Origin of the sequence: Paraburkholderia sp. BL18I3N2, from assembly GCF_003001875.1 — a bacterium.
Classification (GTDB): domain Bacteria; phylum Pseudomonadota; class Gammaproteobacteria; order Burkholderiales; family Burkholderiaceae; genus Paraburkholderia; species Paraburkholderia phytofirmans.
On sequence record NZ_PVNC01000008.1, the window covers coordinates 182906 to 208495 of the forward strand.

Below are 25590 nucleotides of genomic sequence, written 5' to 3' on the forward strand. Positions count from 1 at the left end.
CGCGTGGCCACTTGCCGCATCACGGCGCCGGCATGGATCAGCCGCCGAGCGCCTGTTGCAGCGCCTGCCCGACGATCACCGCGACTCCGCTCGCGAAGATCGCAAAGCCCACCGCCCTGCGCGCCATCAATGCATGTCGTTGCGCGCTATTTGCGGCCGACGTGCCGCCTAACGTGGCCATCATCATCTGCATCATGGACGTGCTCCTTCGGTTCGTATCGGTACTGGCGGGACGCAAATGCGCCCCGCTCTACTGCATGACTTCAACTGCACGATGGTCGCTTACTGCTTGTTGCGTTCCGCGAGGTCGGCCATCGCGGCGATCACGCCTTCCGCGTAAGCGGGATCGGCACGGCGGAAATGCTCGATCTGACGCGTAACGATCTCCTGCGGCACACCGTTGATATGGCGTGCAATGTTGCCGAACAGACGTTCACGCTGAGCCGCATCGAAGAGCGCAAACAGCATGCCCGGCTGCGTGTAGTAGTCGTCGTCCAGGCGATGCTCGTAGCGATCCACCGCGCCCGCCGCGAGCGGCGGTTCAGACGCATTGGCGTCCTGCACGAAGTCGCCGAAGCGGTTCGGCTCGTAATTCACATTGCCGCCCAGGTTGCCGTCCGTGCGCATTGCGCCGTCGCGATGGAACGAATGCGGGTTCGGCACGCGCGCCGCATTCACCGGAATCTGATGGTGATTGATGCCGAGTCGATAGCGCTGCGTGTCGCCGTACGAGAACAGACGGCCCTGCAACAGGCGGTCCGGCGAAAAGCCGATACCCGGCACCACGTTGGCGGGCGTGAACGCCGCTTGCTCCACGTCGGCAAAGTAGTTCTGTGCGTTGCGATTCAACTCGATCGTGCCGACGTCGATTAACGGATAGTCGTTCTGCGACCACACTTTCGTGATATCGAACGGATTGAAGCGATACGTGGCGGCCTCCGCTTCCGGCATCACCTGAATGGCGAAACGCCACTTCGGGAAATTGCCTGCATCGATATTGCCGATCAGATCACGCTGTGCGCTTTCGCGGTCTTGCGCGACCACTTGCGCCGCTTCGGCATCGGTGAAGTTCTCAATGCCTTGCATCGACTTGAAATGAAACTTCACCCAGAAACGCTCGTTGTTGGCGTTGATGAACGAATACGTGTGCGAGCCGAACCCGTGCATCTGACGGTAATTCTGCGGAATGCCGCGGTCACTCATCAGAATCGTCACCTGATGCAGCGATTCCGGATGACGCGACCAGAAATCCCACGCCGCGACATTGCTGCGCATGTTGATGTACGGGTCGCGTTTTTGCGTGTGGATGAAGTCCGGAAACTTCAGCGGATCGCGGATAAAGAACACCGGCGTGTTGTTGCCGACCACGTCCCAGTTGCCTTCTTCCGTGTAGAACTTGATCGAGAAACCACGCACGTCGCGTTCGGCGTCGGCTGCGCCGCGCTCGCCGGCCACCGTCGAAAAGCGCATGAAGAGCGGCGTTTCCTTGCCAACTTCCGCAAACACCTTGGCCTTCGTGTAGCGCGAGATATCGTGCGTGACCTTCAACGTGCCGAACGCGCCCGAACCTTTGGCGTGAACACGGCGTTCCGGAATCACTTCACGATCGAAGTGAGCGAGTTTTTCGAGCAGCCAGACATCTTGCAGAACAACCGGACCGCGCGCGCCGGCGGTCATCGAATTCTGGTTATCGGCGACGGGTGCGCCAGCGGCGCTGGTGAGCTTACGTTCGGACATGCGTGACTCCTGGTTGGCTTTTATCGAAACGGATTGTTGGGAGCGGCGCGGCACACTGATGCCAGAGGCTCATGCGCTATGCGGACAAGGCCCGATCGACCAGCAGGGACAACGCGATGGCGCGCGCGTCGAGCATCGACGCGATAAAACCGCGCGGCCTAACGGCCGCTTGTGCGACGCGGACTTGTTGCGGCTTGGATTGCGTCATGATTTCCTCCGGGTCTTTGGGATCGGGCGATCCGTGGAGGAAACTATAACAATACTATCGAATTACTGTATTTGATTAATTTTATCTATTCGATAGGACTTGCAGCTGTTGGCGCCTTGGGTGGGCGCCGGGCCAGTCGCTGGCCATGCGCAGCGAGCCGGCCATCGCGGTGCGTGTGTCTAGTTGACGGCGACTGGCAAATCGAGCTTCTTGACGCCCGCCAGGTCGCAGGAACTGACGGCGTCGCAAATGGCCTCGATCGCGGGCATGCGCGTGAAGCTTTTGCGCCAGGCCAGCACGACGCGGCGATCCGGCACCGGTTCGTCGAAAGCGACGTAGCTCAGCAGCCCCGAATCGATGCCACCGGCGTGCGGTTTCACTTCATGCACCGACATGCGCGGCAGCACGGTAATGCCGACACCGCTCGCCACCATGTGACGGATGGTTTCCAGCGACGACCCTTCAAAGGTCTTCTGGATGCCGTCCGCGTTTTGCGAAAAGCGCATCAGTTCCGGGCAGACGCCCAGCACGTGGTCGCGGAAGCAGTGACCGCTGCCGAGCAGCAGCATGGTTTCCTGCTTCAGATCGTCGGCATCGATTTTCGGGCGGTTTTCCCAGGCGTGACCTGACGGCAAGGCGACCACGAAAGGCTCGTCGTACAGCGGGCGCAGCATCAGGCCGGTTTCCGGAAACGGCAGCGCCATGATGGCAACGTCGATTTCGCCTTGCTTGAGCAGTTCGATCAGCTTGAGCGTGTAATTTTCCTGCAGCATCAAGGGCATTTGCGGGACGCGCTTGATCATCTGCTTGACGAGCGTGGGCAGCAGGTACGGCCCGATCGTATAGATGACGCCAAGGCGCAGCGGCCCGACCAGCGGGTCTTTGCCCTGTTTCGCGATTTCCTTGATGGCGAGCGTCTGTTCGAGAACGCGTTGCGCTTGCGTGACGATCTGTTCGCCGATTGGCGTGACGCTCACTTCGCTGGTGCCGCGTTCGAAGATCTGGACGTTGAGTTCGTCTTCGAGCTTTTTGATCGCCACCGACAGCGTCGGCTGGCTGACGAAGCACGCTTCGGCGGCCCGGCCGAAGTGCCGCTCGCGGGCGACCGCAACGATGTATTTCAATTCGGTGAGCGTCATTGGGGGACCAATCAGTGCGATGAGTTCGATAGGTTCTAGTTATACACCTATAGGGTCGGTTCGCCAACCATTTGGGTTTATTTGCGCGGGGCGCTGGGGTGAGTGTTTGCTTGCTGGTTGGTTGGCCTTTCCTTGATTTCTCGGTGGTCTATTGGCGTTGCCCCTGTGCGGGGCGGCACCTACTTTCTTTGCCGCGGCAAAGAAAGTAAGCAAAGAAAGCCGCTTCACACCGCCAGCCCAGAAGCGGGTCCCCTGGCTTGGAGGAGGCAGTGGTGCATCTGGAATCCGGCATCTCGCCCATCCCCCGGGAGCGACAAGGCAGTCATACCTCCCGCCTCGCACTACGTGCTCGCCGGGGCGGTCTGCCTGAACCGTGGCTTCGGTTACGCGCGGCGGGGGCCGTCGGCTTCGCCTCGGCGACACGCCGGGAGAATGGTGGGAGCGCGCCGCGGCGGCGGCACGCCTTGACGTCGCGTGGAGAGCATGTGCAGGCGGACGCCTGCACTCCCACCGGTTAATGAAGTACCGCCACGGCGCGCGCAGCGTCGCCGGAAGAATGACTGCTTTGTCACTGACGCGGAATGTGCGAGAACACGGATTCCAGATGCACCACTACCGTGGCTGTGCGGGGGACCCGCTTATGGGCTGGCGGTGCAAAGCGGCTTTCTTTGCCTACTTTCTTTGCCGCGGCAAAGAAAGTAGGTGCCGCCCCGCACAGGGGCAACGCCAATAGACCACAAGCAATTCAAGGAAAGGCCAACTACTACAAACCCCGACCCCAAACCAAAAGACTGTCAACCACCAGCAACAGCGGCCACACCATCAGAAGGACAAGCCGGCACCGGCACAGCCAAGTTCCCAGCTTTGCCAGCAGAAGCCCCACCCTTCCCCTGCGGAGCAGCAATAGGAGCAGCCACCGCCATACCCTTCACAGCAGAAGCCACCTGCATGGAAATCCGCTGCAGCGCCCGCCGATGCCCCTCTACCAGCGCATCATACCCACCGCTAACCGGCTCACTCACCACACTCCGGCAAGTCATCACCGCCGTGCTGCGCACAGCCCGCACACTCCACACCGCGTCGATCAACGCATGCGAACCCGGCCATGATTCAAACCGCTGCACGTTCATGCTGACCCGATACACCGGCGTCCCATCCGGATAAGCCGTCCCATACACATCGATCGTGTTGAGCTGCTGCGTCAGACTCGTCGACAAAGCCCGGCGAATCTCGTCGCCCGGCAGCGAGGCCCAGCGCTCTTCCTCGAGTACTTTGACCTGCGTCGGTCCCGTCTGCACCACCAGCTGATTCTTCGACACCTGCGGCGGCACGTCGATCGGCGCGACTTCGAGCAGCCACGCCGGCGCGGCCGAGGTCCGGGCGCTGACCGGCGCGACGGATCCGGCAGCACTATCGGCGCCCAGCGTATAAAAACGGCTCGAAGGCGACGAGCACGCCGCCAGCGCCACGAGTCCGGCCAGGGCGCCGGCAACGACAGCGCCGCGCACGAGCCCGCGCGACGGGCGGGGAAGCCGGGCAAACATCATGGTTTATCTCCTGATTTACCGCGCAACAGCGATTCGGGGTGGCGCTCCAGATAATCCGACAGCGCATTCAGCGACTGCAACGTGCGCGTCAATTCCTGCAACGCCTGATGAACATCCGACTGCAACGGCGAGTCCTGCTGCAACGTCGCCTCGGCCGAACCAAAGGTCTGCTTCGCGGCGGCGAGGGTGTCGCGGGCCTGCGGCACGACTTCCTTGTCGAGGCGCGTGAAGAGTTGGTCGGCGTTCTTCAGCGCGCTGTTCAGGTTGTTGCCGATCTGATCGAACGGCACCTTGTCGAGCTTCTTCGCAATGTCGGCGACCTGGAGCTGCAACTCGTCGAGCGTGTTCGGAATCGTCGGCAGTTCAAGCGGATCGCTCGCCACGTCGATGGTTGCCGGCGGCGCTTTCGGGAAGATATCCACGGCCACGTACAACTGGCTCGTAATCAGGTTGCCGGTGCGCAACTGGCCACGCAAACCATGTTTGACGAGCTGCTGCAGCATGGTTTGACCCGCGAGGCTGCCCGGTGCCGGCGCGGTTTCGCGGAAGCGCTTGCCGAGGCGGTCGGGGTACAGGTTCATCGTCACCGGCATGGTGAAGCTGCGGGTCTTCGGATCGTAGTCGATGCCGATATTGGTCACCTGGCCAAGCACGATGCCGCGGAAATCGACCGGCGCGCCAATCGACAAACCACGCAGCGACTGGTTGAAGTTCATCACCACACGCAGCGGCACGCCGTCCGGGTCGCGCATCGCATCCGCTTCGTCCGAGCCGAGGCGGAACGTCATGTTGTTCGGCGCCTGCGCGCCCACGCCCTGACCCGGCGGCGACTGGAACGACAGGCCGCCCACGATCACCGTGGCAAGCGACTGCGTGTTCAGCTTGAAGCCGCTGGAGTCGAGCCGCAAATCGACGCCGCTCGCATGCCACCAGCGCGAATTGGTGCCGACGTATTGATCGAACGGCGCGGACACGAAGACCTGCATGGTCACGCCGGTGCCGTCCTTGTCGAGCGAGAAGCCGACCACCTGGCCGACCTGCACGCGCCGGTAGAAGATCGGCGAGCCGATGTCGATCGAGCCGAGCGAGTCGCCGTGCAGGACGAATTGGTGGCCCTTCTGGCCGCCGGTGATCGGCGGCGGGGTTTCGAGACCGACGAAGTTCTTCTCGGTATCCGGCGAATGCCCGGCATCCGCGCCGATATACGCGCCCGAAAGCAACGTGGTGAGACCCGACACGCCACTCGCGCCGACGCGCGGCCGCACCACCCAGAAGCGCGAATCCTTGACCGCGAAGTCTTCGCCTTCCTTGGTCAATTGCACCTGCACCAGCACGTGGGACAGATCTTTCGACAGCGTGATGGTCTTGACCGAGCCGACATCGACGTCTTTGTACTTCACCTTGGTCTTGCCGGGTTCGAGACCTTCGGCGCTCACAAAGCTGATCGTGATGGTCGGGCCTCTTGCGGTCACCGACTTGATCACGAGCGCGATGCCGATCAGCGCGGCGATCAGCGGAATCACCCAGACGAGCGAAGGCAGCCAGCGGCTGCGCGGCTCGATTTCAGGGTCCGGGAGTTGGGGCGGAAGCTTCGGTCCGTTCGAATCGTTGCGCGGCGCATCGGAGGCGGGCGTCGGTTCTTGCGGGCTAGTCATGTTTGAGATCCTGAGGTTTTTGGGTACTGCCGTCCACGCGCCCTTCTACGCTGTCCCAGATGAGCCGTGGATCGAATTGCATCGAGGCCATCATGGTCAGAATCACCACCGAGCCGAAGGCGATCGCGCCGGGGCCGGCCGTAATGACTGCAAGCGATTTGAAGCGCACCAGCGCGACGGTCAGCGTGACGACGAACACGTCGAGCATCGACCAGCGGCCGATCCGCTCGACCATCCGGTAAAGCGTGGTGCGCTGCTGGGGCCGCCAGCGCGAGCGACGCTGCGCCGTGACGGTCAGCAGCACGAGCACGCTCAGCTTGAGCATCGGCACCATGATGCTGGCGATGAACACGATCACCGCCAGCGGCCAGTCGCCCGAGGTCCAGAAATAAACGACGCCGCTCATGATGGTGTCGTCTTCGGAACCGAGCAGCGACGAGGTGTGCATCACCGGCAGCAGATTCGCGGGAATATACAGGAGTGCCGCGGCGATCAGCAGCGCCCAGGTGCGCATCAGGCTGTCGGGGTTGCGCGAGTGCAGGCGCGAGCCGCAGCGTCCGCAGTGCTGCGGTGTGATGGAGCGGATGCGCGGTTCGACGCGTCCGCATGCGTGGCAACTAAGCAAGCCGGCGCGTCTAGCGGTGACGTATTTCATGGCGTGCTCATCCTCGACGTGTCGTCGGCGGCACCGGCGGCGTGCCCGGCGGCAAGGCGGACGGTGCAGTGCGGACGTCGGGCGCCGCGGCAGTGTGCACTTCGGCCGGCGCGGGCGGGCCAGCAACCGAACCGACGGCGGCCGCCGCGCTATCGGCGGAGGTGCGCGGCAGCGGCCGCTGATTGCGGGCGCCGAGTTCGTCGGCGAGGTCCCACAGAATGCGCGGATCGAATGTGACCACCACCGCGAACATCAGCGTGAGCACGCCGAACGCGAACAGCGCCGCTTCGGGAATCACGCGCGCGAGGCTCACCATCTTCACGATCGTGATCAGCACGCCGAGCATGAACACTTCGATCATGCCCCACGGGCGGACGAACTGAATGGCGCGCAGCACCTGATTGAAGGCGGGCGGCACATAGCCCGCGCGCAGCGGGATCAGCACATAGAGCAGCGCGACGAGTTCAGTCAGCGGAAACAGAATGGTCGAGCAGAACACCATGACCGCGACGATTTGCATCTCCTCGCCCCACAGCGCGACGAGCGCGCCGAACAGCGTGGTCTGCGAGGTGATGCCGTTGGTTTCGAGTTCGACGATCGGGAAGCCCTGCGCGATCAGGAAGGTGATCAGCGCGCCCAGCGTCATTGCGCTGATGGCGTCGAGCTTGCGGGACACGCCGCGATAGAGCGTCGCTCCGCAGCGCGGACAGCGCGCGACCGTGCGTCCGACGAGCTTCGGCTTGCGGAACAGCGTATCGCATTCATGGCACGCGATCAGATTGTCATGGTCCATAGGGCAAAGGGCCGACGGTGTGAGAGGAAGCGTGCAATGCCCGTTCTATGGCAGGTCTGATAAAAACGTGATAGTACCAAAACGCGCCCGGCCGTCGCACTGACCGTCGCACGGGTGCGAGCGGCGGGCGATGGCCTTCTCGGCTGACGGTTGATCCTACATGCAATCGGTATAACTCTGACAGCCTCCGTCCCCAATTGTTCAATGCCGACGCCTGCACGCTGGAGCGGCCGGTCCGCGCCCTATCCGTGGGCTGCAGCCAGTTTTTTCCGATTGGGGTAGCATGGCCGCCTTGGCGTATGCCGCAGCTGGCATGGTCCCGTAATACGCGTCGATGCCATGTGCATCGAACGCTGGAATAGCAGTGCGGGCTGCGCCGTTAACCTCACTTAGCTTGCGTTGACCTGTCATGGCACTCAATCCTTCATTCGGCAGCCGGGAGTCGTACACGCGGACTGCCATCGCTCTGCATTGGCTAATCGCGCTGCTGATCGTGTGCGGCTTCGCGCTCGGCTGGGTGATGACCGATATTCCCGGCTTCACGCCCACCAAGCTGAAGTACTTCTCATGGCACAAATGGATCGGCGTGACGGTGTTCGCGCTCGCCGTCCTGCGCATTCTGTGGCGCGCCACGCATGGCGCCCCCGTGATGCCGCGCCGCATGCCGGTCTGGCAGCGCGGCGCCGCGCATCTCACGCATCTGCTGCTGTACGTGCTGATGATCGCGATTCCCGCCTCGGGCTATCTGTACAGCTCGGCGGCCAACATCCCGGTGGTGTACCTCGGACTGATTCCGCTGCCGCGCCTGATCGCGCCGGACCCGCATCTCAAGGAACTGCTGAAGAACGTGCATATCGCGCTGAATTACACCTTGCTCGTGCTGGTCGCGTTGCACGTGGCGGCCGCGCTCAAGCATCAATGGCTGGACCGCGACGGCCTGCTCTCGCGCATGCTCCCTTTCCTCAAATAAGGACAACCATGAAGGTCTCGTTTTATCGCTACATGCTCGCCGCCTTCGCCGCGGCCTCGCTGACGGTGGCCGGCAGCGCTCTCGCGCAAGTCGACGTCGCGAAGAGTTCAGTGACGGCGACGTCGAAGCAGATGAACGTGCCGGTGGAAGGCAAGTTCGGCAAATTCACCGCGCAGCTCAAGTTCGATCCGGCAAAACCGGCCGAGGGCACCGCGCAGCTCAGCATCGACGTGGCCAGCTACGATCTCGGCGACGAAAGCTACAACGACCAGGTGCGCGGCAAGGACTGGTTCGACGCCAAGACGTATCCCACCGCCACCTTCGTTTCGAGCGCGATCGCGCCGGCCGGCGGCAACCAGTTCAAGGTCACCGGCAAGCTGACCATCAAGGGCAAATCGCAGACGGTGGTGGTGCCGGTCACGGTGTCGCAGCAAGGCGCCGTGCAAACCTTCGACGGTTCGCTGCCCATCAAGCGCTCGCAATTCGATATCGGCACGGGCGAATGGAAAGACACCTCGGTAGTCGCGGACGAGGTGGTCATCAAGTTTCATATCGTTGCAGCACATAAGTGACGTTTTGCCGCGCCGTTCGGGCGCGGCAGCTTTCTTCGAGAACCTAGGAGCGTGAATTGAAAACATCCGTATTGATCGCCATCGGCGCGCTGGCGTCTTCTTTCTCGTTCGGCGCGTTCGCGGCCGCCGATACCTATCAGCTCGACCCGACGCACACGTATCCGAGCTTCGAGGCCGATCACTTCGGCGGCCTCTCGGTGTGGCGCGGCAAATTCACCAAGAGCTCCGGCACGGTCACGCTCGACCGCGCGGCCAAAACCGGCACGGTCGACGTGACGGTCGATCCGGCGTCGATCGATACGGGCAACGGCAAGCTCGACGAGCATCTGAAGTCGAACGAGTTCTTCGACGTCGCCAAGTACCCGTCGGCGACCTATAAGGGCACAGATATCAGATTCGACGGCGACAAGCCAGTTGAAGTTGTCGGCAGCCTGACGATGCACGGCGTCACCAAGCCGCTGAATCTGAAGATCGACTCGTTCAAGTGCATGCAGCATCCGGTGCTCAAGCGCGAAGTGTGCGGCGTGGAAGCGAGCGCGCATTTCAGCCGCGCCGATTACGGCATGGATTTCGGCTCCAAGTACGGCTTCAGCATGGATACCAAGCTGCACATTCAATCCGAAGGCATCAAGCAATAAAGCGATTTGATGAGCCTTTGATTGAAGGCATTAATCGCAGCGCGCATTGCGCCGCAACAAAAGAACCGCTTCGTTCGCTTTTGCGACGAAGCGGTTTTTTATTGACCGTTTGAACGCCGGAAGCCTTATGCAGCGGCGTCGCGCAATTTCGCACTCGCGCCGCATTAATTTTTCGGGTACATAGAGCGCAGGCACCGTATTGGTTGTGCGCGCATCCAGTCGGGCGTTTCAGGCGTCATGCCAACATGAATAATATTTCGCGCGACCTGGAGATCTGCATGAACGCAACGACGGCAGCAAGCCTGGCGGGGAGCCGGCAGAATTCGTGGCGCGCGGTGATCGCGGCCTCGATCGGCAACGCGCTGGAATGGTTCGATCTGGTGGTGTACGGTTTTTTCGCGGTGATCATCGCGAAGCTGTTTTTCCCGGCCGGTAACGACACGGTCTCGCTGCTCCTCACGCTCGGCACGTTCGGCGTGTCGTTCTTCATGCGGCCGCTCGGCGCGATCGTGATCGGCGCCTATGCCGACCGCGCCGGCCGCAAGGCGGCGCTCACGCTCTCGATCCTGCTGATGATGGCCGGCACGTTGATCATCGCGATCCTGCCGACCTATCGAAGCATCGGCCTCGCGGCGCCGGTGATCCTCGTGCTGGCGCGTCTGATGCAGGGTTTCTCGGCGGGCGGCGAGTTCGGCAGCGCCACCGCGTTCCTCGCGGAACACGTGCCTGGGCGGCGCGGTTTTTTCGCGAGCTGGCAGGTGGCGAGCCAAGGGCTCACCACCCTGCTTGCCGCTGGTTTCGGCATGTTGCTCACCGGCAAGCTCTCGCCGGAACAGATGGGTTCGTGGGGTTGGCGCGTGCCGTTCTTTTTTGGTTTGCTGATCGGGCCGGTCGCGTGGTACATCCGCACGAAGCTCGACGAAACGCCCGAGTTTCTCGCGGCCGAAACCACCGAAACGCCGCTGCGCGACACCTTCACCAGCCAGAAATTGCGCCTGCTGATTGCGATCGGCGTGGTGGTGCTCGGCACGGTATCGACGTATCTGGTGCTGTTCATGCCGACGTTCGGCGTAAAGCAGTTGGGACTGGCGCCCTCGGTCGCGTTTTCGGCGATCGCGTTGACGGGCCTGATCCAGATGGTGTTCTCGCCGCTGATCGGCCATCTGTCGGACCGGCACGGGCGCACCACGATCATGCTGACCTCGGCGCTGCTGCTGCTTGTCCTCATCTATCCGGCTTTCGTGTATCTGGTCGCGCATCCGACCTTCGGCACCTTGATCACCATGCAGATCGTGTTCGGCTTTCTGATGACGGGGTATTTCGCGGCGCTGCCAGGTTTGCTTTCGGAGATGTTCCCGGTGCAAACGCGCACGACCGGCATGTCGCTGGCCTATAACATCGCCGTGACGATCTTCGGCGGCTTCGGGCCGTTCATCATCGCGTGGCTGATCAGCGTTACGGGCTCGAAGGCCGCGCCGAGTTACTACCTGATTTTCGCTGCGATCGTGAGCCTCGTCGCGTTGATGGCGGCGCGTCGCAAGCTCGGCTTTCGTTAAAGCGGGCGCTGCGTCGTCCCGCTGCGGTGAAGGGCGGCGGTAAACGCAAAAGGCCGGTTCGTGAGAACCGGCCTTTTGCATTGCGAGGTCTCACGCTACAAGAGGATCAGACTTGCGCCCCCGCGTTCGGATCGTCCGCGTCGGGGCGATCCTTCCTGTCCTTGATCAGATCTTCGCGCTTCACGCCGAACCACATGGCGAGCGCCGCGGCGACGAACACCGACGAGTAGATACCGAACAGAATACCGACCGTCAGCGCCAGGGCAAAGTAGTGCAGCGTCGGGCCGCCGAACAGGAACATCGACAGCACCATCATCTGCGTACAGCCGTGGGTGATGATGGTTCGCGACATCGTGCTGGTGATCGCGTGATTGATCACCTCGATCACGGTCAGCTTGCGCTCGCGGCGGAAGGTCTCACGAATCCGGTCGAAGATAACCACCGACTCGTTCACCGAATAGCCGAGCACCGCGAGCACCGCGGCCAGCACCGACAGCGAGAACTCCCACTGGAAGAACGCGAAGAAGCCGAGAATGATGATCACGTCGTGCAAGTTCGCGATCACGCCGGCCACCGCGTACTTCCATTCGAAGCGGAACGACAGGTAGATCACGATGCCGACCACCACACAGGCAAGCGCGAGCAGGCCGTCGGTGGCGAGTTCCTTGCCGACCTGCGGGCCGACGAACTCGACGCGTTGCAGTTGCACCTGCGGCGTCTCGGCCTTCAGCGCGGTCATCACCTGATCGCTCTGTTGCGCGGAGGTATAGCCCTGCTTGAGCGGCAGGCGGATCAGCACGTCGCGCGAGGTGCCGAAGTTCTGCACCTGGGCGTCGGCGTAACCGAGCTTGCCCAGCGTAGCGCGCACCGGTTCGAGCGGCGCGGCGCCCGGATACTGCACTTCGACGACCGTACCGCCGGTGAACTCCACCGACAGATGCAGCCCACGATGCAGCAGGAAAAACACAGCAGCAAGGAACGTCAGCAGCGAGATCGCGTTGAAAATCAACGCACGCTGCATGAACGGAATGTCTTTGCGGAAACGGAAAAATTCCATGGTCTTGTTCTCCGGGACTCAGCGGGATGAACCCGGTTTCTGCGGCGTGTTCGACGTAGCGGACGAATCCGGCGCATTGCGGCGGCGCACGGTCGGCTTGCCGGCACGTGCCTGCGCGACCGCAGCTCTCGCTTTCGACGGCTTGGCAGCGACCGCGGCGACGGCTTGCGCCGTGTCGGTCGCGGCGTCTTCGCTACCGAGGTAAGCAGCCGAGCCCGCCGGCGCCGTATCCGGACGCCACACCTGGCCGATGGCCAGCGACTTCAGCTTCTTCTTGCCGCCGTACCAGAGGTTGACGATGCCGCGCGAGAAGAACACCGCCGAGAACATCGACGTCAGAATGCCGATACAGTGCACGATCGCAAAACCGCGCACCGGGCCGGAGCCGAACGCGAGCAGCGCGATACCGGCGATCAGCGTGGTGACGTTCGAGTCGAGAATCGTCGCCCAGGCGTGCGCGTAGCCGTTCTGGATGGCCAGTTGCGGCGGCGCGCCGTTGCGCAGTTCTTCACGCACGCGTTCGTTGATCAGCACGTTGGCGTCGATCGCCATACCGAGCGCGAGCGCGATAGCGGCGATACCCGGCAGGGTGAGCGTTGCCTGCAGCATGGACAGCACGGCGATCAGCAGCAGCAGGTTGACCGACAGGCCGATCATGGAGATCACGCCGAACAGCATGTAGTACGCGATCATGAAGACGGCGATCGCCGCGAAGCCCCACACCACCGAGTGGAAGCCCTTCTTGATGTTGTCCGCGCCGAGGCTCGGGCCGATCGTGCGTTCTTCGATGATGTCCATCGGCGCGGCCAGCGAACCGGCGCGCAGCAGCAGCGCGAGGTCGGCGGCGCCTTGCGGCGTGGCCTGGCCGGTGATCTGGAAGCGGTCGCCCAGTTCCGACTGGATCGTTGCCACCGTCAGCACTTCGCCCTTGCCCTTTTCGAACAGCACCATGGCCATCGGCTTGCCGATGTTGTCGCGCGAGACGCTGGCCACCGCGCGGCCGCCGGCCGAATCCAGACGGATATTGACGGAAGGACGTTGATGTTCGTCGAAGCCCGCCGACGCGTCGATAATCCGGTCGCCCGTGAAGATGATCTGCTTGCGCAGCAGCACCGGCGTCTGGTTGCCTTGCGTGAACAGTTCGTCGCCCGGCGGCACCGGATCGGACGGATTCGGATGCGTGTTGACCGGATCGGCGAGGCGCGCTTCGAGCGTTGCCGTGCGGCCGATGATGTCCTTCGCCTTCGCCGTGTCCTGCACGCCCGGCAGTTCGACCACGATGCGATCGGCGCCTTGCTGCTGGATCACCGGCTCCGCCACGCCGAGTTCGTTCACGCGGTTATGCAGCGTGGTGATGTTCTGCTTGAGCGCGGCGTCCTGCACGGCTTTCTGCACCGCCGGCGTGAACGTGCCGACCAGTTGCACGCCACCGTCCGGACCGGCTTGCGAGGCCCACTGGAGTTCGGCGATGCTGCGGCTCAGTTGCTTCGACGCGTTGTCCGCCGTGGCCTGGTCGGCGAAATTGATCACCACCGACTGGTTGACGCGGTTCACGCCGCCGTCGCGAATGTTCTTGTCACGCAGCAGCGTGCGCGCGTCCGAAGCGTCCGAATCGAGCTTCTTGTTCAGCGCGCCGGCCATGTCGACCTGCAGCAGGAAGTGGACGCCGCCGCGCAGATCGAGGCCGAGGTACATCGGCAGCGCGTGCAAGGCGGTCAGCCAGCGCGGCGACGCGCTTTGCAGATTCAGCGCGACGATGTACTGCGGATCGGTCGGGTCGCTGTTCAGCGACTTTTGCAGCAGGTCCTTCACGCGCAACTGCGTGTCGGTGTCCGGCAGACGCACGCGGATGTTCGCGTTGGTCGCCGAGTTGTCGAACGTGACGTCGTCCGGCTTGATCTGATTGGCGGCGAGCGCGGCTTCGACAGCCGACAGCGTGGTCGAGTCGAGCTTGACCGTTGCCTTGCCGCTCGACACCTGCACCGCCGGCGCTTCGCCGAACAGGTTGGGCAGCGTGTACACGAGGCCGATGACCAGAGCCACCAGCATCACGGCGTATTTCCAGAGGGGGTAACGATTCATGAGTGGTCCAACGGGAAGGTTGGCTTGGAAGCGATGCGTCCGGCGATGAGCGCGGGCGATTCAGCGTGGTTCCGCGAGAATCGCCGGCGAGGCCGCGCCGGACGCGAGAGAGCAGGCCTTACAGCGACTTGATCGTGCCCTTCGGGAGAATCGTCGTGACCGACGCTTTTTGCACGGTGATTTCCGTGCCTTCCGAGATTTCGACGCCGACGTAAGCTTCGCCCACCTTGGTCACCTTGCCGACGATGCCGCCATTCGTCACCACTTCATCGCCCTTGGCCATCGCGGCGAGCATGTTGCGATGTTCCTTCTGGCGCTTCATTTGCGGGCGAATCATGATGAAGTACAGCACGCCGAACATCAGGATCAGCGGCAGGAAACTCATCAGGTTCGATTCAATGCCACCTGTTGCTGTGCCTTGGGCGAAGGCATTGGAAATGAACGACACGTTGGTCTCTCCGTTATAAGTCAAAACGATCAAAAAAATCAGCCGGTTATTCTACCACCGGCCCGACGCGCGTCGGCGCGGCGAATCGGCTTTGCGATCAACCGTTTAAAGCCTGCTTCGCCGTCTTTACTGCCGCCCACGAAAGACGATTGTAAGGTTTTCCTCGCGAGGCGCACGGATTGTTCGGCTGAATCCGTTGTCCCGCGCCGTTACGGCGCCTCGGCGGTGCCGCGCGCGCGGTTCTCGTGAAAGCGTTTGCGGAAAGCCTCGAACATTTTCGCGTCGATCGCGTCGCGGATTTCCTGCATCAGTTCGAGGTAGTAGTGCAGGTTGTGGATCGTGTTCAACTGCGCACCGAGGATTTCCCCTACTCGATGCAGATGATGCAGATAGCCGCGAGTGAAATTTCGGCAGGTGTAGCAGCCGCACTGCTCGTCGAGCGGGCGCAGCGAATTCTTGTGCGCGGCGTTACGGATCTTGACGTCGCCGAAACGGGTGAACAGCCAGCCGTTGCGCGCATTGCGGGTCGGCATCACGCAATCGAACATGTCGACGCCGGCGGCCACGCCCGCCACCAGATCTTCCGGCGTGCCCACGCCCATCAGGTAGTGCGGCTTGTTGGCCGGCAACTTCGGGCCGATGTGGTTCAACACCCGCATCATGTCTTCCTTCGGTTCGCCGACCGACAGGCCGCCGATTGCCAGCCCATGGAAATCCTTCTCGGCGAGGCCCGCCAGCGACTCGTCGCGCAGGTCCTCGAACATGCCGCCCTGCACGATGCCGAACAGCGCGTTCGGATTGCCCAAGCGCCTGAATTCGTCGATGGAGCGCTGCGCCCAGCGCATCGACATGCGCATCGAATCGGCCGCTTCCTTGTGCGAGGTCGGCACGTTGTTGGTCGCGTACGGCGTGCATTCATCGAACTGCATGACGATGTCCGAGTTCAGCACTTTCTGGATCTGCATCGACACTTCGGGCGACAGGAACAGCTTGTCGCCATTGATCGGCGATGCGAACGTGACGCCGTCTTCGGTGATCTTGCGCAGATCGCCGAGCGAGAACACCTGGAAGCCGCCGGAGTCGGTGAGGATCGGCTTTTTCCAGCCCATGAAGCCGTGCAGGCCGCCGTGCGCCTCGATGGTTTCCAGACCCGGGCGCAGCCACAGGTGGAAAGTGTTGCCGAGAATGATCTGAGCGTGCATCTCCTCCAGCTCGCGCGGCTGCACGGCCTTCACGGTGCCGTAGGTGCCGACTGGCATGAAGATCGGCGTTTCCACCACGCCGTGATTCAGCGTGACGCGGCCGCGGCGGGCCAGGCCATCGGTGCCGAGCAGTTCGAATTTGAGGCCGTTCTCGGGGCGGACGTGATCGCCGAGGTAGGCGCCATGGTCGGCGCGCGGGCTAACGGTTTGACCGTCGGTCATGAATTGACTCCTGTGCTACCGGAAAACAGTCCGGCGCAAACGTTGAGCGCCGCCGGAGGGGTTCGCGGCGGCCTGGGGAACTACGAAAAGCTTTCTTATAGACGTCAGTCAGACGTCTCGCCGCGTGAGCAGCATCGCGTCGCCATAGCTGAAGAAGCGGTAACGCTGCTCGATCGCGTGGCGATACGTCTCGCGAATCGTCTCGACGCCCGCGAAGGCCGACACCAGCATCAGCAGCGTGGACTTCGGCAAATGGAAATTGGTGACGAGCCGGTCGACCACGCGGAATTTATAGCCCGGCGTGATGAAGATATCCGTTTCCGTGCTGGCTGCGCCCAACGGACGACCTGCGGCTTCGGCGTCGCGCGCGGCGGCTTCGAGCGCGCGCATCGAAGTCGTGCCCACCGCGATCACGCGGTTGCCGCGCGCGCGCGTCGCCGCGATCTTGTCGGCGAGCGATTGCGGCAGGTGATACCACTCGCTATGCATCTTGTGCTCGGCGAGATTTTCGACACGCACGGGCTGGAACGTGCCCGCGCCGACGTGCAGCGTCAGCGCTGCGCGTTCCACGCCTTTTTCGTCGAGGCGGGCCAGTAGCGCGTCGTCGAAATGCAGGCCGGCCGTGGGCGCGGCGACCGCGCCCGGATTCTGCGCGAACACCGTCTGATAGCGGGTTTCATCGGTCGAATCGGGATCGTGCTCGATGTACGGCGGCAGCGGCAGACGCCCGAACTGCTCGATCAGCGTCAGGCAGTCGTCGGGGAAATGCAGCGTGTAGAACGGCTCGACACGCTCGCCGACCGTGACGTCGAAGGCATCCGCCAGCCGGATCGTGGTGCCCGGCTGCGGGCTCTTGCTGGCGCGGATCTGCGCGAGCGCCGTGCGCTCGCCGGTGAGGCGCTCTACCAGCACTTCGATCTTGCCGCCACTGGCCTTCTGGCCGAGGAAGCGAGCCTTCAGGACTTTGGTATCGTTGAAGACCAGCAGGTCGCCGGGCGCGATGCATTCGGGCAACTCGGCAAAGCGGCGGTCGATCAGGCGCGCCGGGCCGGTGGCGTCGGCCGGGTAATCCACCTCGAGCAGGCGGCTGGCGCTGCGCTCGGGCAGCGCGACTTGCGCGATCAGCTCGGGAGGCAGATCGAAATCGAAATCGGAAAGCGTCAACATGCGAACGACTGGAAGCTAAATGAAACTGAATTGAGCCGAAGCCGGAGCCGGGCGGCTATGATTGCGGGACGCCAGAGCGGCCCGCGAGCCCGCGCGCTGTATGGCGCCGAACCCTTTGACAGCCGATATTGTACTTGCGAAGCAGCCCATGCCTTTGTCCGACCGCCGATTGCCCTCCGTTACCGATGAAGTGAGCGCCGAACCCAGGCGCCGCGTCTCGCGCGGCAAGGCGGCGGCGGAGGTGAGCGACGCGGGTTTGGGTGCAGGCGCGGACGTTGGGTTGAGCGCTGGAAAAGCAGCGCGACGAGGCGGCGAATCCGATGGCAAGCCTGTCGATGAAGTTGGCGGCGAGTCCGCCAAAAGCCTCGCCGACACATCCGGCGGTGAGCGCGTCGATGATCTCGCAAATCAATCCGGTGACACGCACGCCGTCAAGCCTGACGACATATTCGGCGACAGACCCGCCGGCAAGCCCGGCCCCAAGGTTGCCGCGAAATCCGCAGCGAAGTCCGGCGCAAAATCCACCGCCAAACCTGCGGAAAAGACAGCCGACAAGCTCGCCAAGCTCGGCCTCACACGCGACATCGACCTCGTACTGCATCTGCCCATGCGCTACGAGGACGAAACCTCGCTGACGCCGATCGGGCATCTGCTGCCGGGCGGCATTTCGCAAACCGAAGGCGTGGTGTTCGACAACGAGATCGCCTATCGTCCGCGCCGTCAGCTGCTGGTGAAACTGCGCGACGACGGCGGCGACGAACTCGTGCTGCGCTTTCTGAACTTCTACGGCTCGCAGGTCAAGCAGATGGCGATCGGCGCGCGGCTGCGGGTGCGCGGCGACGTGCGCGGCGGGTTCTTCGGCATGGAGATGGTTCATCCGGCCGTGCGCGTGGTCGACGAAGACACGCCGCTGCCGCAGGCGCTGACGCCCGTGTACCCGAGCACCGCGGGCGTGACGCAGGCGTATCTGCGCAAATCGATCGACAACGCGCTGTCGCGCACGTCGCTGCCGGAGCTGCTGCCCGAAGCGATCGCGCGGACATTCATGGAGCCGCTCGGCGTGCCGTCGCTAATGGACGCCGTGCGCACGCTGCATCATCCGGGCGTGCAGTCGGACGAGACCGCGTTGATCGACGGCACGCATCCGGCCTGGGTGCGTATCAAGTTCGAGGAACTGCTCGCGCAGCAGATGTCGCTCAAGCGCGCGCACGACGAACGCCGCATGCGCGCCGCGCCGGCCATGCCGCGTCGCAAGCTGGGCGACGAAGCCGCGCTGGTGGCGCGCTTGCTGAAGGCGCTGCCGTTTTCGCTGACGGCGGCGCAGGAGCGCGTCGGCGGCGAGATTGCGCTCGATCTGACCCAGCCTCATCCAATGCAGCGGCTCTTGCAGGGCGACGTCGGCAGCGGCAAGACGATCGTCGCCGCGCTGGCTGCGGCGCAGGCCATCGACGCCGGCTACCAGGCCGCGCTCATGGCGCCGACCGAGATTCTCGCCGAACAGCACGCGCGCAAATTACGCGGCTGGCTGGAGCCGCTCGGTGTGAGCGTCGCGTGGCTCGCCGGTAGCCTGAAAACCAGGGAGAAGCGCGCCGCGATCGAAGCCGCCGCGCTCGGCACCGCGCAACTCGTGATCGGCACGCACGCGATCATCCAGGACGCGGTCGAGTTCGCGCGCCTCGGGCTCGTGATCGTGGACGAACAGCACCGTTTCGGCGTGGCGCAACGGCTCGCGCTGCGCGCCAAGGCGCAGAACGCCGCCGATGGCGCGCGCGATTTCCAGCCGCACCAATTGATGATGTCGGCGACGCCGATTCCGCGCACGCTCGCGATGACGTATTACGCCGACCTCGACGTTTCGACCATCGACGAATTGCCGCCTGGGCGCACGCCGATCCTGACCAAGCTGGTGTCCGACGCGCGGCGCGACGAGGTGATCGGACGTGTGCGCGAGGCCGCGTTGACGGGGCGCCAGGTGTACTGGGTGTGTCCGTTGATCGAGGAAAGCGAGACGTTGCAGTTACAGACCGCGGTCGAGACGTATGAGACGCTGGTGGCCGCTTTGCCCGAGTTGAAAGTCGGCCTTGTGCATGGACGTCTGGCGCCGGCCGAGAAAGCGGCGGTGATGGATGCGTTTACTCGCAACGAGGTGCAGTTGCTGGTGGCGACGACGGTGATCGAAGTGGGTGTCGATGTGCCGAATGCGTCGTTGATGGTGATCGAGCATGCGGAGCGGTTTGGGCTTGCGCAGCTGCACCAGTTGCGCGGGCGGGTGGGGCGTGGGAGTGCGGCTTCAGTTTGCGTGCTGCTCTATACCGGGCCTTTGTCGATGACTGCGCGGGCGCGGCTTCAGACAATGCGGGAGACGACCGATGGGTTTGAGATCGCCAGGCGGGATCTCGAGATTCGTGGGCCGGGCGAGTTTTTGGGGGCGCGGCAATCGGGGGCGGCGATGTTGAGGTTTGCCGATCTTCAGAATGATCAGTGGTTGATTGAGCCTGCGCGGGAGGCTGCGGCGGTTTTGCTCGAGAAGTATCCAGAGGTTGTGGTGCAGCATCTGGCGCGCTGGCTTGGCGCGCGGGAGCAGTATTTGAAGGCTTGAAGGTGGGGGTTTTGCTTGTGCGGGGCTTTGGTGGTGGTTTTGTAGTGTTGGCCTTTCTTTGAATTGCTTGTGGTCTATTGGCGTTGCCCCTGTGCGGGGCGGCACCTACTTTCTTTGCCGCGGCAAAGAAAGTAGGCAAAGAAAGCCGCTTTGCACCGCCAGCCCATAAGCGGGTCCCCCGCACAGCCACGGTAGTGGTGCATCTGGAATCCGTGTTCTCGCACATTCCGCGTCAGTGACAAAGCAGTCATTCTTCCGGCGACGCTGCGCGCGCCGTGGCGGTGCTTCATCAACCAGTGGGGTGCAGGCGTCCGCCTGCACTCGGTCTCCACGCGGCGGCGTGTCGCCGAGGCGAAGCCGACGGCCCCCGCCGCGCGTAACCGAAGCCACGGTTTTTTTCAGGCAGACCGCGCCGGCGAGCACGTAGTGCGAGGCGGGAGGTATGACTGCCTTGTCGCTGCCGGGGAATGGGCGAGATGACGGATTCCAGATGCACCACTGCCTCCTCCAAGCCAGGGGACCCGCTTCTGGGCTGGCGGTGTGAAGCGGCTTTCTTTGCCTACTTTCTTTGCCGCGGCAAAGAAAGTAGGTGCCGCCCCGCACAGGGGCAACGCCAATACACCACTAACAATTCAAGGAAAGGCCAACCCTACAAAAAAACCCGTGCAAAAGCACAACACCCCGACCGCGTACAATACGCCCTTACCCATCCGCCTCCCGGCAACCTCAATGTCCTTCGATTTCTTCCTCCCTTGCCCGCGCGGCCTTGAAGCCTCGCTTGCGGCTGAACTCGCCGAAATCGCCGCCACCCACCTGAACGGCGCGCCGTTCACGGCCGGCGCACAAGTGCCGGGCGGCGTGCATTTCCGCGGAGGCTGGGCCGCCGGCATGGCCGCCAACCTGTATTCGCGTCTCGCGAGCCGCGTGCTGCTGAAAATCGCGCATCGCCCGTATCGCAGCGAGCAGGACATCTACGCACTCGCAGTCGAACAGCGCTGGGAACAATGGTTCTCGGCGAATGAAACGCTGCGCGTCGACGTCACGGCGATCAAGTCGCCGCTGCGCAGCCTGGAATTCACGACGCTGCGCGTCAAGGACGCCATCTGCGATCGTCTGCGCGAAGTCAGCGGCGCGCGTCCGAACATCGACACGGCCACGCCCGACGTGCGCGTCTTCGCCTTTCTCACCGCCACCGACTGCACACTGTATCTGGACACCTCGGGCGATCCCCTCTTCAAGCGCGGCTGGCGCCTCGACAAGGGCGCGGCGCCGCTGCGCGAGAATCTGGCCGCGGGCATTCTGCGTCTGACCGGCTGGACCGCCGGCATGCCCCTGTACGACCCGATGTGCGGCAGCGGCACCTTCCTCGCCGAAGCCGCACAGGTCGCGCTGAACATCGCGCCGGGCGCGGAACGCCGCTTCGGCTTCGAAAGGCTCAAGCAATACGAAGCCAAAACCTGGCAAACGCTCAAGGCCGCCGCGCTCGACGCGAAGCACGCCGCGCGTAGTTCGCGCGCCGATCTGCAAATCTTCGGCAGCGATATTTCCGGCGACATGCTCGACAAGGCGCGCGCCAACTTCCAGCGCGCGGGCTTGCCGTCGATCCCGCTTAAACAGGTCGACGCGCGCGGCATGACGCCGCCGACATCCGCGCCAGGCATCCTCGTCGCCAACCCGCCATATGGCGAGCGGATCGAAGTGCGCGGGCGCAATGCTCGCGGCGAGCTTCGCGAAGGCCGCGGTAATCGCGAGAGCCGCGAAGACGAGGGTTTTCGTCGCGTCCAGGAAGAAGCGCCGGACAGCGAATTTTTCCAGTCGCTCGGCGATGCGCTCAAGCAGCGCTTCACCGGTTGGCACGCGTTCATCCTGACATCGGATCGCAAGCTGCCCGGCCAGCTACGCCTGCGTGAATCGACCAAGACACCGCTCTTCAACGGCGCGCTCGAATGCCGTCTGTTCCGTTTCGATCTGATCGCGGGTAGCGTGCGGCAGCGGCCGCAAAGCGATACGCCGGCGGCCTGAGGCACGTTGCGTCCGACAGGCAGTTTGCCGACGAAAACCGCGGACCGGTTCCGCGGTTTTTTTTCGCCTATGGCCTGCGGGCGGTCTTTTCTTTCACCGCTGCTTTCACCGCTCCTGCCACCTCCTACTGACACCACGCTGTCAGTAGCACCCCCGCACACTCCTTCTCACGCCATCCGGCGCTTTGCACGGCTTACCGCCATCCACAGGAGAGTGACATGTCCGCATCATCCAAAGTTGTTGCATGGTTCGAGATTCCGTCCGTCGATTTCGATCGCGCCGTCCGCTTTTATGAAGCGGCGCTCGACGTCAAACTGAATATCCAGGAAATCGGTGGCCAGCCGATCGCCGTGTTCGGCTACGAGGAACCGGCGACCGGCGGCGCGATCGTCCACAGCCCGTCGATGACGCCCAACGGCGACGGCGTGCTCGTCTATCTGAACGCGCAGCCGACCGTCGACGCCGCTCTCGCGCGCGTCGAGCAAGCCGGCGGCAAGACCGACGGCCCGGTGATCAAACTGCCGCAGGACATCGGCTATATCGCGTTCTTCACCGACACGGAAGGCAACCGCCTCGGCCTGCATTCGCGGACCAACGGCTAAACGCAACGCAACACAACGTCGTGCGCGGCGGTGGCCGAGCGCCGCGCGCGAACGCCGACCGGAGCGCGGCATGCGGCGCTATCATCGCGGAACTGTCCCCGTCCTCTTCTACAAGACGCCCACGATGACGCGCCGCGCCGACCGCCTGTTCCAGATCGCCGAACTGCTGCGCGGACGGCGCCTGACCACCGCCCAACAACTCGCCGACTGGCTGCATATCTCATTGCGCACCGTGTATCGCGACGTGCGCGATCTGCAACTGTCAGGGGTGCCGATCGAAGGCGAAGCCGGCATCGGCTACCGGCTGAGCCGCACGGCGAGTTTGCCGCCGCTCACCTTCACCGCCGATGAACTGGCCGCGCTCGCCGCGGGCGCGCGCATGCTCGAATCGTGGGGCGGCGCCGGTTTTGCGGGCGGTGCGCGCGGCGCGCTCGCCAAGATCGCCTCGGCCATGCCCGCCGACAAGCGCGCGACATTGGAAAGGCTGGCGGTCTTCGCGCCGTCGTTTCACATCAAAGGGGATTTTTCCGCGCAGCTCGACGCGGTGCATCGCGCGATCGACACGCGGCACGTGGTGAGCTTTGCCTACGTCGATGTGAATGGCGCGGCGACCGAGCGCCGCGTCTGGCCGCTCGCCCTCGCGTATTGGGGCGCGCGCTGGACGCTTGGAGCGTGGTGTGAATTGCGCGGCGATTTCCGTAACTTCGGGCTGGAGAAGATTCAGAATCTTCAGGTGCTCGAACAATATCCGGATCAGGAAGGAAGGCGGCTTGCAGACCTGCTGCGGCATGTGAATGCGAAGCCGCGATAGGTCCGCTGTATCGAACCGGTGGAGACAAAACCGCCTTTGAGCACGAGCATTCCAGCAGACAGGCCAGCGGTTCGCGGCCGCTTGCAAGGCGGGCCGCGAACTTCGAGCATGCAGTTATTCCACCGCTTTCACCATATCTTCGATCACCTTCTTCGCATCGCCGAACACCATCATCGTCTTGTCCATGTAGAACAGATCGTTGTCGAGTCCGGCGTAGCCTGCGGCCATCGAACGCTTGTTCACGATGACCGTGCGCGCCTTGTACGCCTCGATAATCGGCATGCCCGCGATCGGCGACTTCGGATCGGTCTTCGCCGCCGGGTTCACCACATCGTTCGCACCGAGCACCAGCACCACGTCGACCTGACCGAACTCGCCGTTGATATCGTCCATTTCGTGGACCATGTCGTACGGCACTTCGGCTTCGGCGAGCAGCACGTTCATGTGGCCCGGCATCCGGCCGGCCACCGGGTGAATCGCGTACTTCACCTCGATGCCCTTCTCGACCAGCTTGTCGGTCAGCTCCTTCAACGCATGCTGCGCGCGCGCGACGGCCAGACCATAACCCGGCACGATCACCACGGTTTCTGCATTGCCGAGCATGAACGAAGCATCGTCGGCCGAACCGGACTTCACCGGACGCTGCTCCGCCGACCCACCCGCTGCAGCCGCACCCGGCTCATTACCAAAGCCACCGAGAATCACGTTGAAGAACGAACGGTTCATCGCCCGGCACATGATGTACGACAGAATCGCACCGGACGAGCCCACCAGCGAACCCGCGATGATCAGCATCGGATTGTTCAGCGAGAAGCCGATGCCCGCCGCCGCCCAGCCCGAATACGAGTTCAGCATCGACACCACCACCGGCATGTCGGCGCCGCCGATCGGAATGATGATCAGCACGCCGAGCACGAACGCGATCAGCGTCATGATGATGAACGGCAGCCACGATTGCGTGAGGAAGAAGATCACGCCAAAGCCGAGCATCGCGAGCGCGAGCAGCAGGTTGATCAGATGCTGGCCCGCGTACACGACCGGCGCGCCCTGAAACAACCGGAACTTGTACTTGCCGGACAGTTTGCCGAACGCGATCACCGAACCCGAGAACGTAATCGCGCCGACGAACGTGCCGATGAACAGCTCGACACGATTGCCGTACGGCAGGAAGCCCGGCGCGGTGTTCTCCGGATCGACGAGACCGAACGCAGCCGGCTCCGACACCACCGCGTACGCAATACACACAGCGGCAAGACCGATCAGCGAGTGCATGGCCGCGACCAGTTCCGGCATCTTGGTCATCTCGACGCGCGCGGCGACGAACGCGCCAACCGCACCGCCGACCACCAACGCGACCAGCAAGAGGCCAAGCCCAAGACCGAGATTCGAACCGAGCCCGTTAGCCTGCTTGACGATCAGCGCGATGGTCGTGAGGATCGCGATCGCCATCCCCGCCATGCCGAAGGTATTGCCGATGCGCGCCGTCTTCGGATTCGACAGCCCTTTGAGCGCCTGGATGAAGCAGACCGACGCGACCAGATAAAGCAGCGTGACGACGTTCAGACTCATTACGCGTTCTCCTTGGCAGCGGCGGGGAGCTTCTTCGGCTCTTTCTTCCTGAACATCTCCAGCATTCGTCGCGTGACGAGAAAGCCGCCGAACACGTTGACCGCCGCGAGCGCAACCGCGAGCGTGCCGAAGAACTTGCCGGGCGTGCCCAAAGTGAGACCCGCGGCGAGCATCGCGCCGACGATCACGATCGCCGAAATCGCATTGGTCACGGCCATCAGCGGCGTGTGCAGCGCGGGCGTGACGTTCCAGACCACGTGGTAGCCGACGTAAATCGCCAGCACGAAGATGATCAGGTTGATGACGGTGTGGTTGATGACTTCCATGTCCGCACTCTCC

General features: G+C 63.3%; 23 protein-coding genes. 8 read left to right on the forward strand and 15 right to left on the reverse strand.

Going from position 1 to position 25590, the window contains the following annotated elements:
* Window positions 1-37: 37 nt before the first annotated feature.
* From B0G75_RS40785 to B0G75_RS22610, 8 genes are all read right to left on the reverse strand, one after another.
* Entirely contained in the window at window positions 38-196 is a 159-nt protein-coding gene (locus B0G75_RS40785; protein WP_181309330.1) for a hypothetical protein, read from the reverse strand.
* Window positions 197-282: 86 nt separating this feature from the next.
* Window positions 283-1737 carry a catalase gene (locus B0G75_RS22575; RefSeq protein ID WP_106310499.1) on the reverse strand — a complete coding sequence of 485 codons (1455 nt, stop codon included), beginning with the start codon at window positions 1735-1737 and terminating at the stop codon, window positions 283-285.
* Window positions 1738-1813: 76 nt separating this feature from the next.
* The gene (locus tag B0G75_RS41430; RefSeq protein WP_258194633.1) at window positions 1814-1945 is read right to left on the reverse strand and encodes a hypothetical protein; all 132 of its coding nucleotides are present in this window, start codon (window positions 1943-1945) and stop codon (window positions 1814-1816) included.
* Between the two features lie 179 nt (window positions 1946-2124).
* Window positions 2125-3084 carry a LysR substrate-binding domain-containing protein gene (locus tag B0G75_RS22580; RefSeq protein WP_106310502.1) on the reverse strand — a complete coding sequence of 320 codons (960 nt, stop codon included), beginning with the start codon at window positions 3082-3084 and terminating at the stop codon, window positions 2125-2127.
* 794 nt (window positions 3085-3878) lie between these two features.
* The gene (locus B0G75_RS22595) at window positions 3879-4631 is read right to left on the reverse strand and encodes a membrane integrity-associated transporter subunit PqiC (protein ID WP_106310508.1); all 753 of its coding nucleotides are present in this window, start codon (window positions 4629-4631) and stop codon (window positions 3879-3881) included.
* A complete protein-coding gene (locus tag B0G75_RS22600) occupies window positions 4628-6286 on the reverse strand; it encodes an intermembrane transport protein PqiB (protein WP_106310511.1) in 1659 nt (552 codons plus the stop codon). Before B0G75_RS22600 ends, B0G75_RS22595 begins: the two co-directional genes overlap by 4 nt.
* Entirely contained in the window at window positions 6279-6941 is a 663-nt protein-coding gene (locus B0G75_RS22605; protein WP_106310514.1) for a paraquat-inducible protein A, read from the reverse strand. Before B0G75_RS22605 ends, B0G75_RS22600 begins: the two co-directional genes overlap by 8 nt.
* Before the next feature lie 7 nt (window positions 6942-6948).
* Window positions 6949-7734 (reverse strand): paraquat-inducible protein A, encoded by a 786-nt coding sequence (locus B0G75_RS22610; RefSeq protein WP_106310517.1) that lies wholly within the window; start codon window positions 7732-7734, stop codon window positions 6949-6951.
* Window positions 7735-8143: 409 nt separating this feature from the next.
* Between B0G75_RS22610 and B0G75_RS22615 the strand changes: the two genes are divergently transcribed.
* The 4 genes from B0G75_RS22615 to B0G75_RS22630 all read left to right on the forward strand — a co-directional run bounded on the left by B0G75_RS22615 (window position 8144) and on the right by B0G75_RS22630 (window position 11470).
* The gene (locus B0G75_RS22615) at window positions 8144-8704 is read left to right on the forward strand and encodes a cytochrome b (protein WP_106310520.1); all 561 of its coding nucleotides are present in this window, start codon (window positions 8144-8146) and stop codon (window positions 8702-8704) included.
* 8 nt (window positions 8705-8712) lie between these two features.
* Window positions 8713-9276: a YceI family protein gene (locus B0G75_RS22620; RefSeq protein ID WP_012431765.1), complete on the forward strand. Its 564-nt coding sequence runs from the start codon at window positions 8713-8715 to the stop codon at window positions 9274-9276.
* 56 nt (window positions 9277-9332) lie between these two features.
* Entirely contained in the window at window positions 9333-9914 is a 582-nt protein-coding gene (locus B0G75_RS22625; protein ID WP_106310523.1) for a YceI family protein, read from the forward strand.
* Window positions 9915-10192: 278 nt separating this feature from the next.
* On the forward strand, window positions 10193-11470 hold the full coding sequence (locus tag B0G75_RS22630) for an MFS transporter (protein ID WP_106310832.1): 1278 nt from the start codon (window positions 10193-10195) through the stop codon (window positions 11468-11470).
* Between the two features lie 106 nt (window positions 11471-11576).
* Here B0G75_RS22630 and secF read toward each other — a convergent pair whose 3' ends face one another.
* The 5 genes from secF to queA all read right to left on the reverse strand — a co-directional run bounded on the left by secF (window position 11577) and on the right by queA (window position 17648).
* Complete coding sequence (gene secF / locus B0G75_RS22635; RefSeq protein WP_106310526.1) at window positions 11577-12527, reverse strand: protein translocase subunit SecF; 951 nt, start codon at window positions 12525-12527, stop codon at window positions 11577-11579.
* Window positions 12528-12545: 18 nt separating this feature from the next.
* The gene (gene secD / locus B0G75_RS22640; protein ID WP_106310529.1) at window positions 12546-14609 is read right to left on the reverse strand and encodes a protein translocase subunit SecD; all 2064 of its coding nucleotides are present in this window, start codon (window positions 14607-14609) and stop codon (window positions 12546-12548) included.
* 118 nt (window positions 14610-14727) lie between these two features.
* Window positions 14728-15057, reverse strand: coding sequence for a preprotein translocase subunit YajC (gene yajC / locus B0G75_RS22645; protein ID WP_007179286.1), 330 nt, complete (start codon window positions 15055-15057; stop codon window positions 14728-14730).
* Between the two features lie 209 nt (window positions 15058-15266).
* Entirely contained in the window at window positions 15267-16481 is a 1215-nt protein-coding gene (gene tgt / locus B0G75_RS22650) for a tRNA guanosine(34) transglycosylase Tgt (RefSeq protein WP_106310532.1), read from the reverse strand.
* A gap of 108 nt (window positions 16482-16589) precedes the next feature.
* Complete coding sequence (gene queA / locus B0G75_RS22655; RefSeq protein ID WP_106310535.1) at window positions 16590-17648, reverse strand: tRNA preQ1(34) S-adenosylmethionine ribosyltransferase-isomerase QueA; 1059 nt, start codon at window positions 17646-17648, stop codon at window positions 16590-16592.
* 148 nt (window positions 17649-17796) lie between these two features.
* Here queA and recG point away from each other — a divergent pair, with 148 nt between their 5' ends.
* The 4 genes from recG (at window position 17797) to B0G75_RS22680 (ending at window position 23682) form a co-directional block, all read left to right on the forward strand.
* On the forward strand, window positions 17797-20247 hold the full coding sequence (gene recG / locus B0G75_RS22660) for an ATP-dependent DNA helicase RecG (RefSeq protein ID WP_258194634.1): 2451 nt from the start codon (window positions 17797-17799) through the stop codon (window positions 20245-20247).
* A gap of 729 nt (window positions 20248-20976) precedes the next feature.
* Complete coding sequence (locus tag B0G75_RS22670) at window positions 20977-22269, forward strand: class I SAM-dependent RNA methyltransferase (protein WP_106310541.1); 1293 nt, start codon at window positions 20977-20979, stop codon at window positions 22267-22269.
* 218 nt (window positions 22270-22487) lie between these two features.
* Window positions 22488-22871 carry a VOC family protein gene (locus tag B0G75_RS22675; RefSeq protein WP_106310544.1) on the forward strand — a complete coding sequence of 128 codons (384 nt, stop codon included), beginning with the start codon at window positions 22488-22490 and terminating at the stop codon, window positions 22869-22871.
* Between the two features lie 70 nt (window positions 22872-22941).
* Window positions 22942-23682 (forward strand): YafY family protein, encoded by a 741-nt coding sequence (locus B0G75_RS22680; RefSeq protein ID WP_106310547.1) that lies wholly within the window; start codon window positions 22942-22944, stop codon window positions 23680-23682.
* A 114-nt stretch (window positions 23683-23796) separates the two neighbouring features.
* Here B0G75_RS22680 and B0G75_RS22685 read toward each other — a convergent pair whose 3' ends face one another.
* A complete protein-coding gene (locus B0G75_RS22685; protein WP_106310550.1) occupies window positions 23797-25251 on the reverse strand; it encodes an NAD(P)(+) transhydrogenase (Re/Si-specific) subunit beta in 1455 nt (484 codons plus the stop codon).
* Entirely contained in the window at window positions 25251-25577 is a 327-nt protein-coding gene (locus tag B0G75_RS22690; RefSeq protein ID WP_012431753.1) for an NAD(P) transhydrogenase subunit alpha, read from the reverse strand. Before B0G75_RS22690 ends, B0G75_RS22685 begins: the two co-directional genes overlap by 1 nt.
* Between the last annotated feature and the right edge of the window lie 13 nt (window positions 25578-25590).

What these genes read in the sequence shown, in the direction of transcription:
- B0G75_RS22685 (WP_106310550.1), bottom strand. Translation starts at nt 25,251, where the DNA reads ATGAGTCTGAACGTCGTCACGCTGCTTTATCTGGTCGCGTCGGTCTGC.
- B0G75_RS22680 (WP_106310547.1), top strand. Translation starts at nt 22,942, where the DNA reads ATGCGGCGCTATCATCGCGGAACTGTCCCCGTCCTCTTCTACAAGACG.
- B0G75_RS22675 (WP_106310544.1), top strand. Translation starts at nt 22,488, where the DNA reads ATGTCCGCATCATCCAAAGTTGTTGCATGGTTCGAGATTCCGTCCGTC.
- B0G75_RS22670 (WP_106310541.1), top strand. Translation starts at nt 20,977, where the DNA reads ATGTCCTTCGATTTCTTCCTCCCTTGCCCGCGCGGCCTTGAAGCCTCG.
- B0G75_RS22600 (WP_106310511.1), bottom strand. Translation starts at nt 6,286, where the DNA reads ATGACTAGCCCGCAAGAACCGACGCCCGCCTCCGATGCGCCGCGCAAC.
- B0G75_RS41430 (WP_258194633.1), bottom strand. Translation starts at nt 1,945, where the DNA reads ATGACGCAATCCAAGCCGCAACAAGTCCGCGTCGCACAAGCGGCCGTT.
- secD (WP_106310529.1), bottom strand. Translation starts at nt 14,609, where the DNA reads ATGAATCGTTACCCCCTCTGGAAATACGCCGTGATGCTGGTGGCTCTG.
- tgt (WP_106310532.1), bottom strand. Translation starts at nt 16,481, where the DNA reads ATGACCGACGGTCAAACCGTTAGCCCGCGCGCCGACCATGGCGCCTAC.
- B0G75_RS22605 (WP_106310514.1), bottom strand. Translation starts at nt 6,941, where the DNA reads ATGAAATACGTCACCGCTAGACGCGCCGGCTTGCTTAGTTGCCACGCA.
- B0G75_RS22690 (WP_012431753.1), bottom strand. Translation starts at nt 25,577, where the DNA reads ATGGAAGTCATCAACCACACCGTCATCAACCTGATCATCTTCGTGCTG.
- B0G75_RS22620 (WP_012431765.1), top strand. Translation starts at nt 8,713, where the DNA reads ATGAAGGTCTCGTTTTATCGCTACATGCTCGCCGCCTTCGCCGCGGCC.
- B0G75_RS22610 (WP_106310517.1), bottom strand. Translation starts at nt 7,734, where the DNA reads ATGGACCATGACAATCTGATCGCGTGCCATGAATGCGATACGCTGTTC.
- B0G75_RS22595 (WP_106310508.1), bottom strand. Translation starts at nt 4,631, where the DNA reads ATGATGTTTGCCCGGCTTCCCCGCCCGTCGCGCGGGCTCGTGCGCGGC.
- B0G75_RS22630 (WP_106310832.1), top strand. Translation starts at nt 10,193, where the DNA reads ATGAACGCAACGACGGCAGCAAGCCTGGCGGGGAGCCGGCAGAATTCG.
- B0G75_RS22575 (WP_106310499.1), bottom strand. Translation starts at nt 1,737, where the DNA reads ATGTCCGAACGTAAGCTCACCAGCGCCGCTGGCGCACCCGTCGCCGAT.
- queA (WP_106310535.1), bottom strand. Translation starts at nt 17,648, where the DNA reads ATGTTGACGCTTTCCGATTTCGATTTCGATCTGCCTCCCGAGCTGATC.
- B0G75_RS22580 (WP_106310502.1), bottom strand. Translation starts at nt 3,084, where the DNA reads ATGACGCTCACCGAATTGAAATACATCGTTGCGGTCGCCCGCGAGCGG.
- B0G75_RS22615 (WP_106310520.1), top strand. Translation starts at nt 8,144, where the DNA reads ATGGCACTCAATCCTTCATTCGGCAGCCGGGAGTCGTACACGCGGACT.
- recG (WP_258194634.1), top strand. Translation starts at nt 17,797, where the DNA reads ATGCCTTTGTCCGACCGCCGATTGCCCTCCGTTACCGATGAAGTGAGC.
- secF (WP_106310526.1), bottom strand. Translation starts at nt 12,527, where the DNA reads ATGGAATTTTTCCGTTTCCGCAAAGACATTCCGTTCATGCAGCGTGCG.
- B0G75_RS40785 (WP_181309330.1), bottom strand. Translation starts at nt 196, where the DNA reads ATGATGCAGATGATGATGGCCACGTTAGGCGGCACGTCGGCCGCAAAT.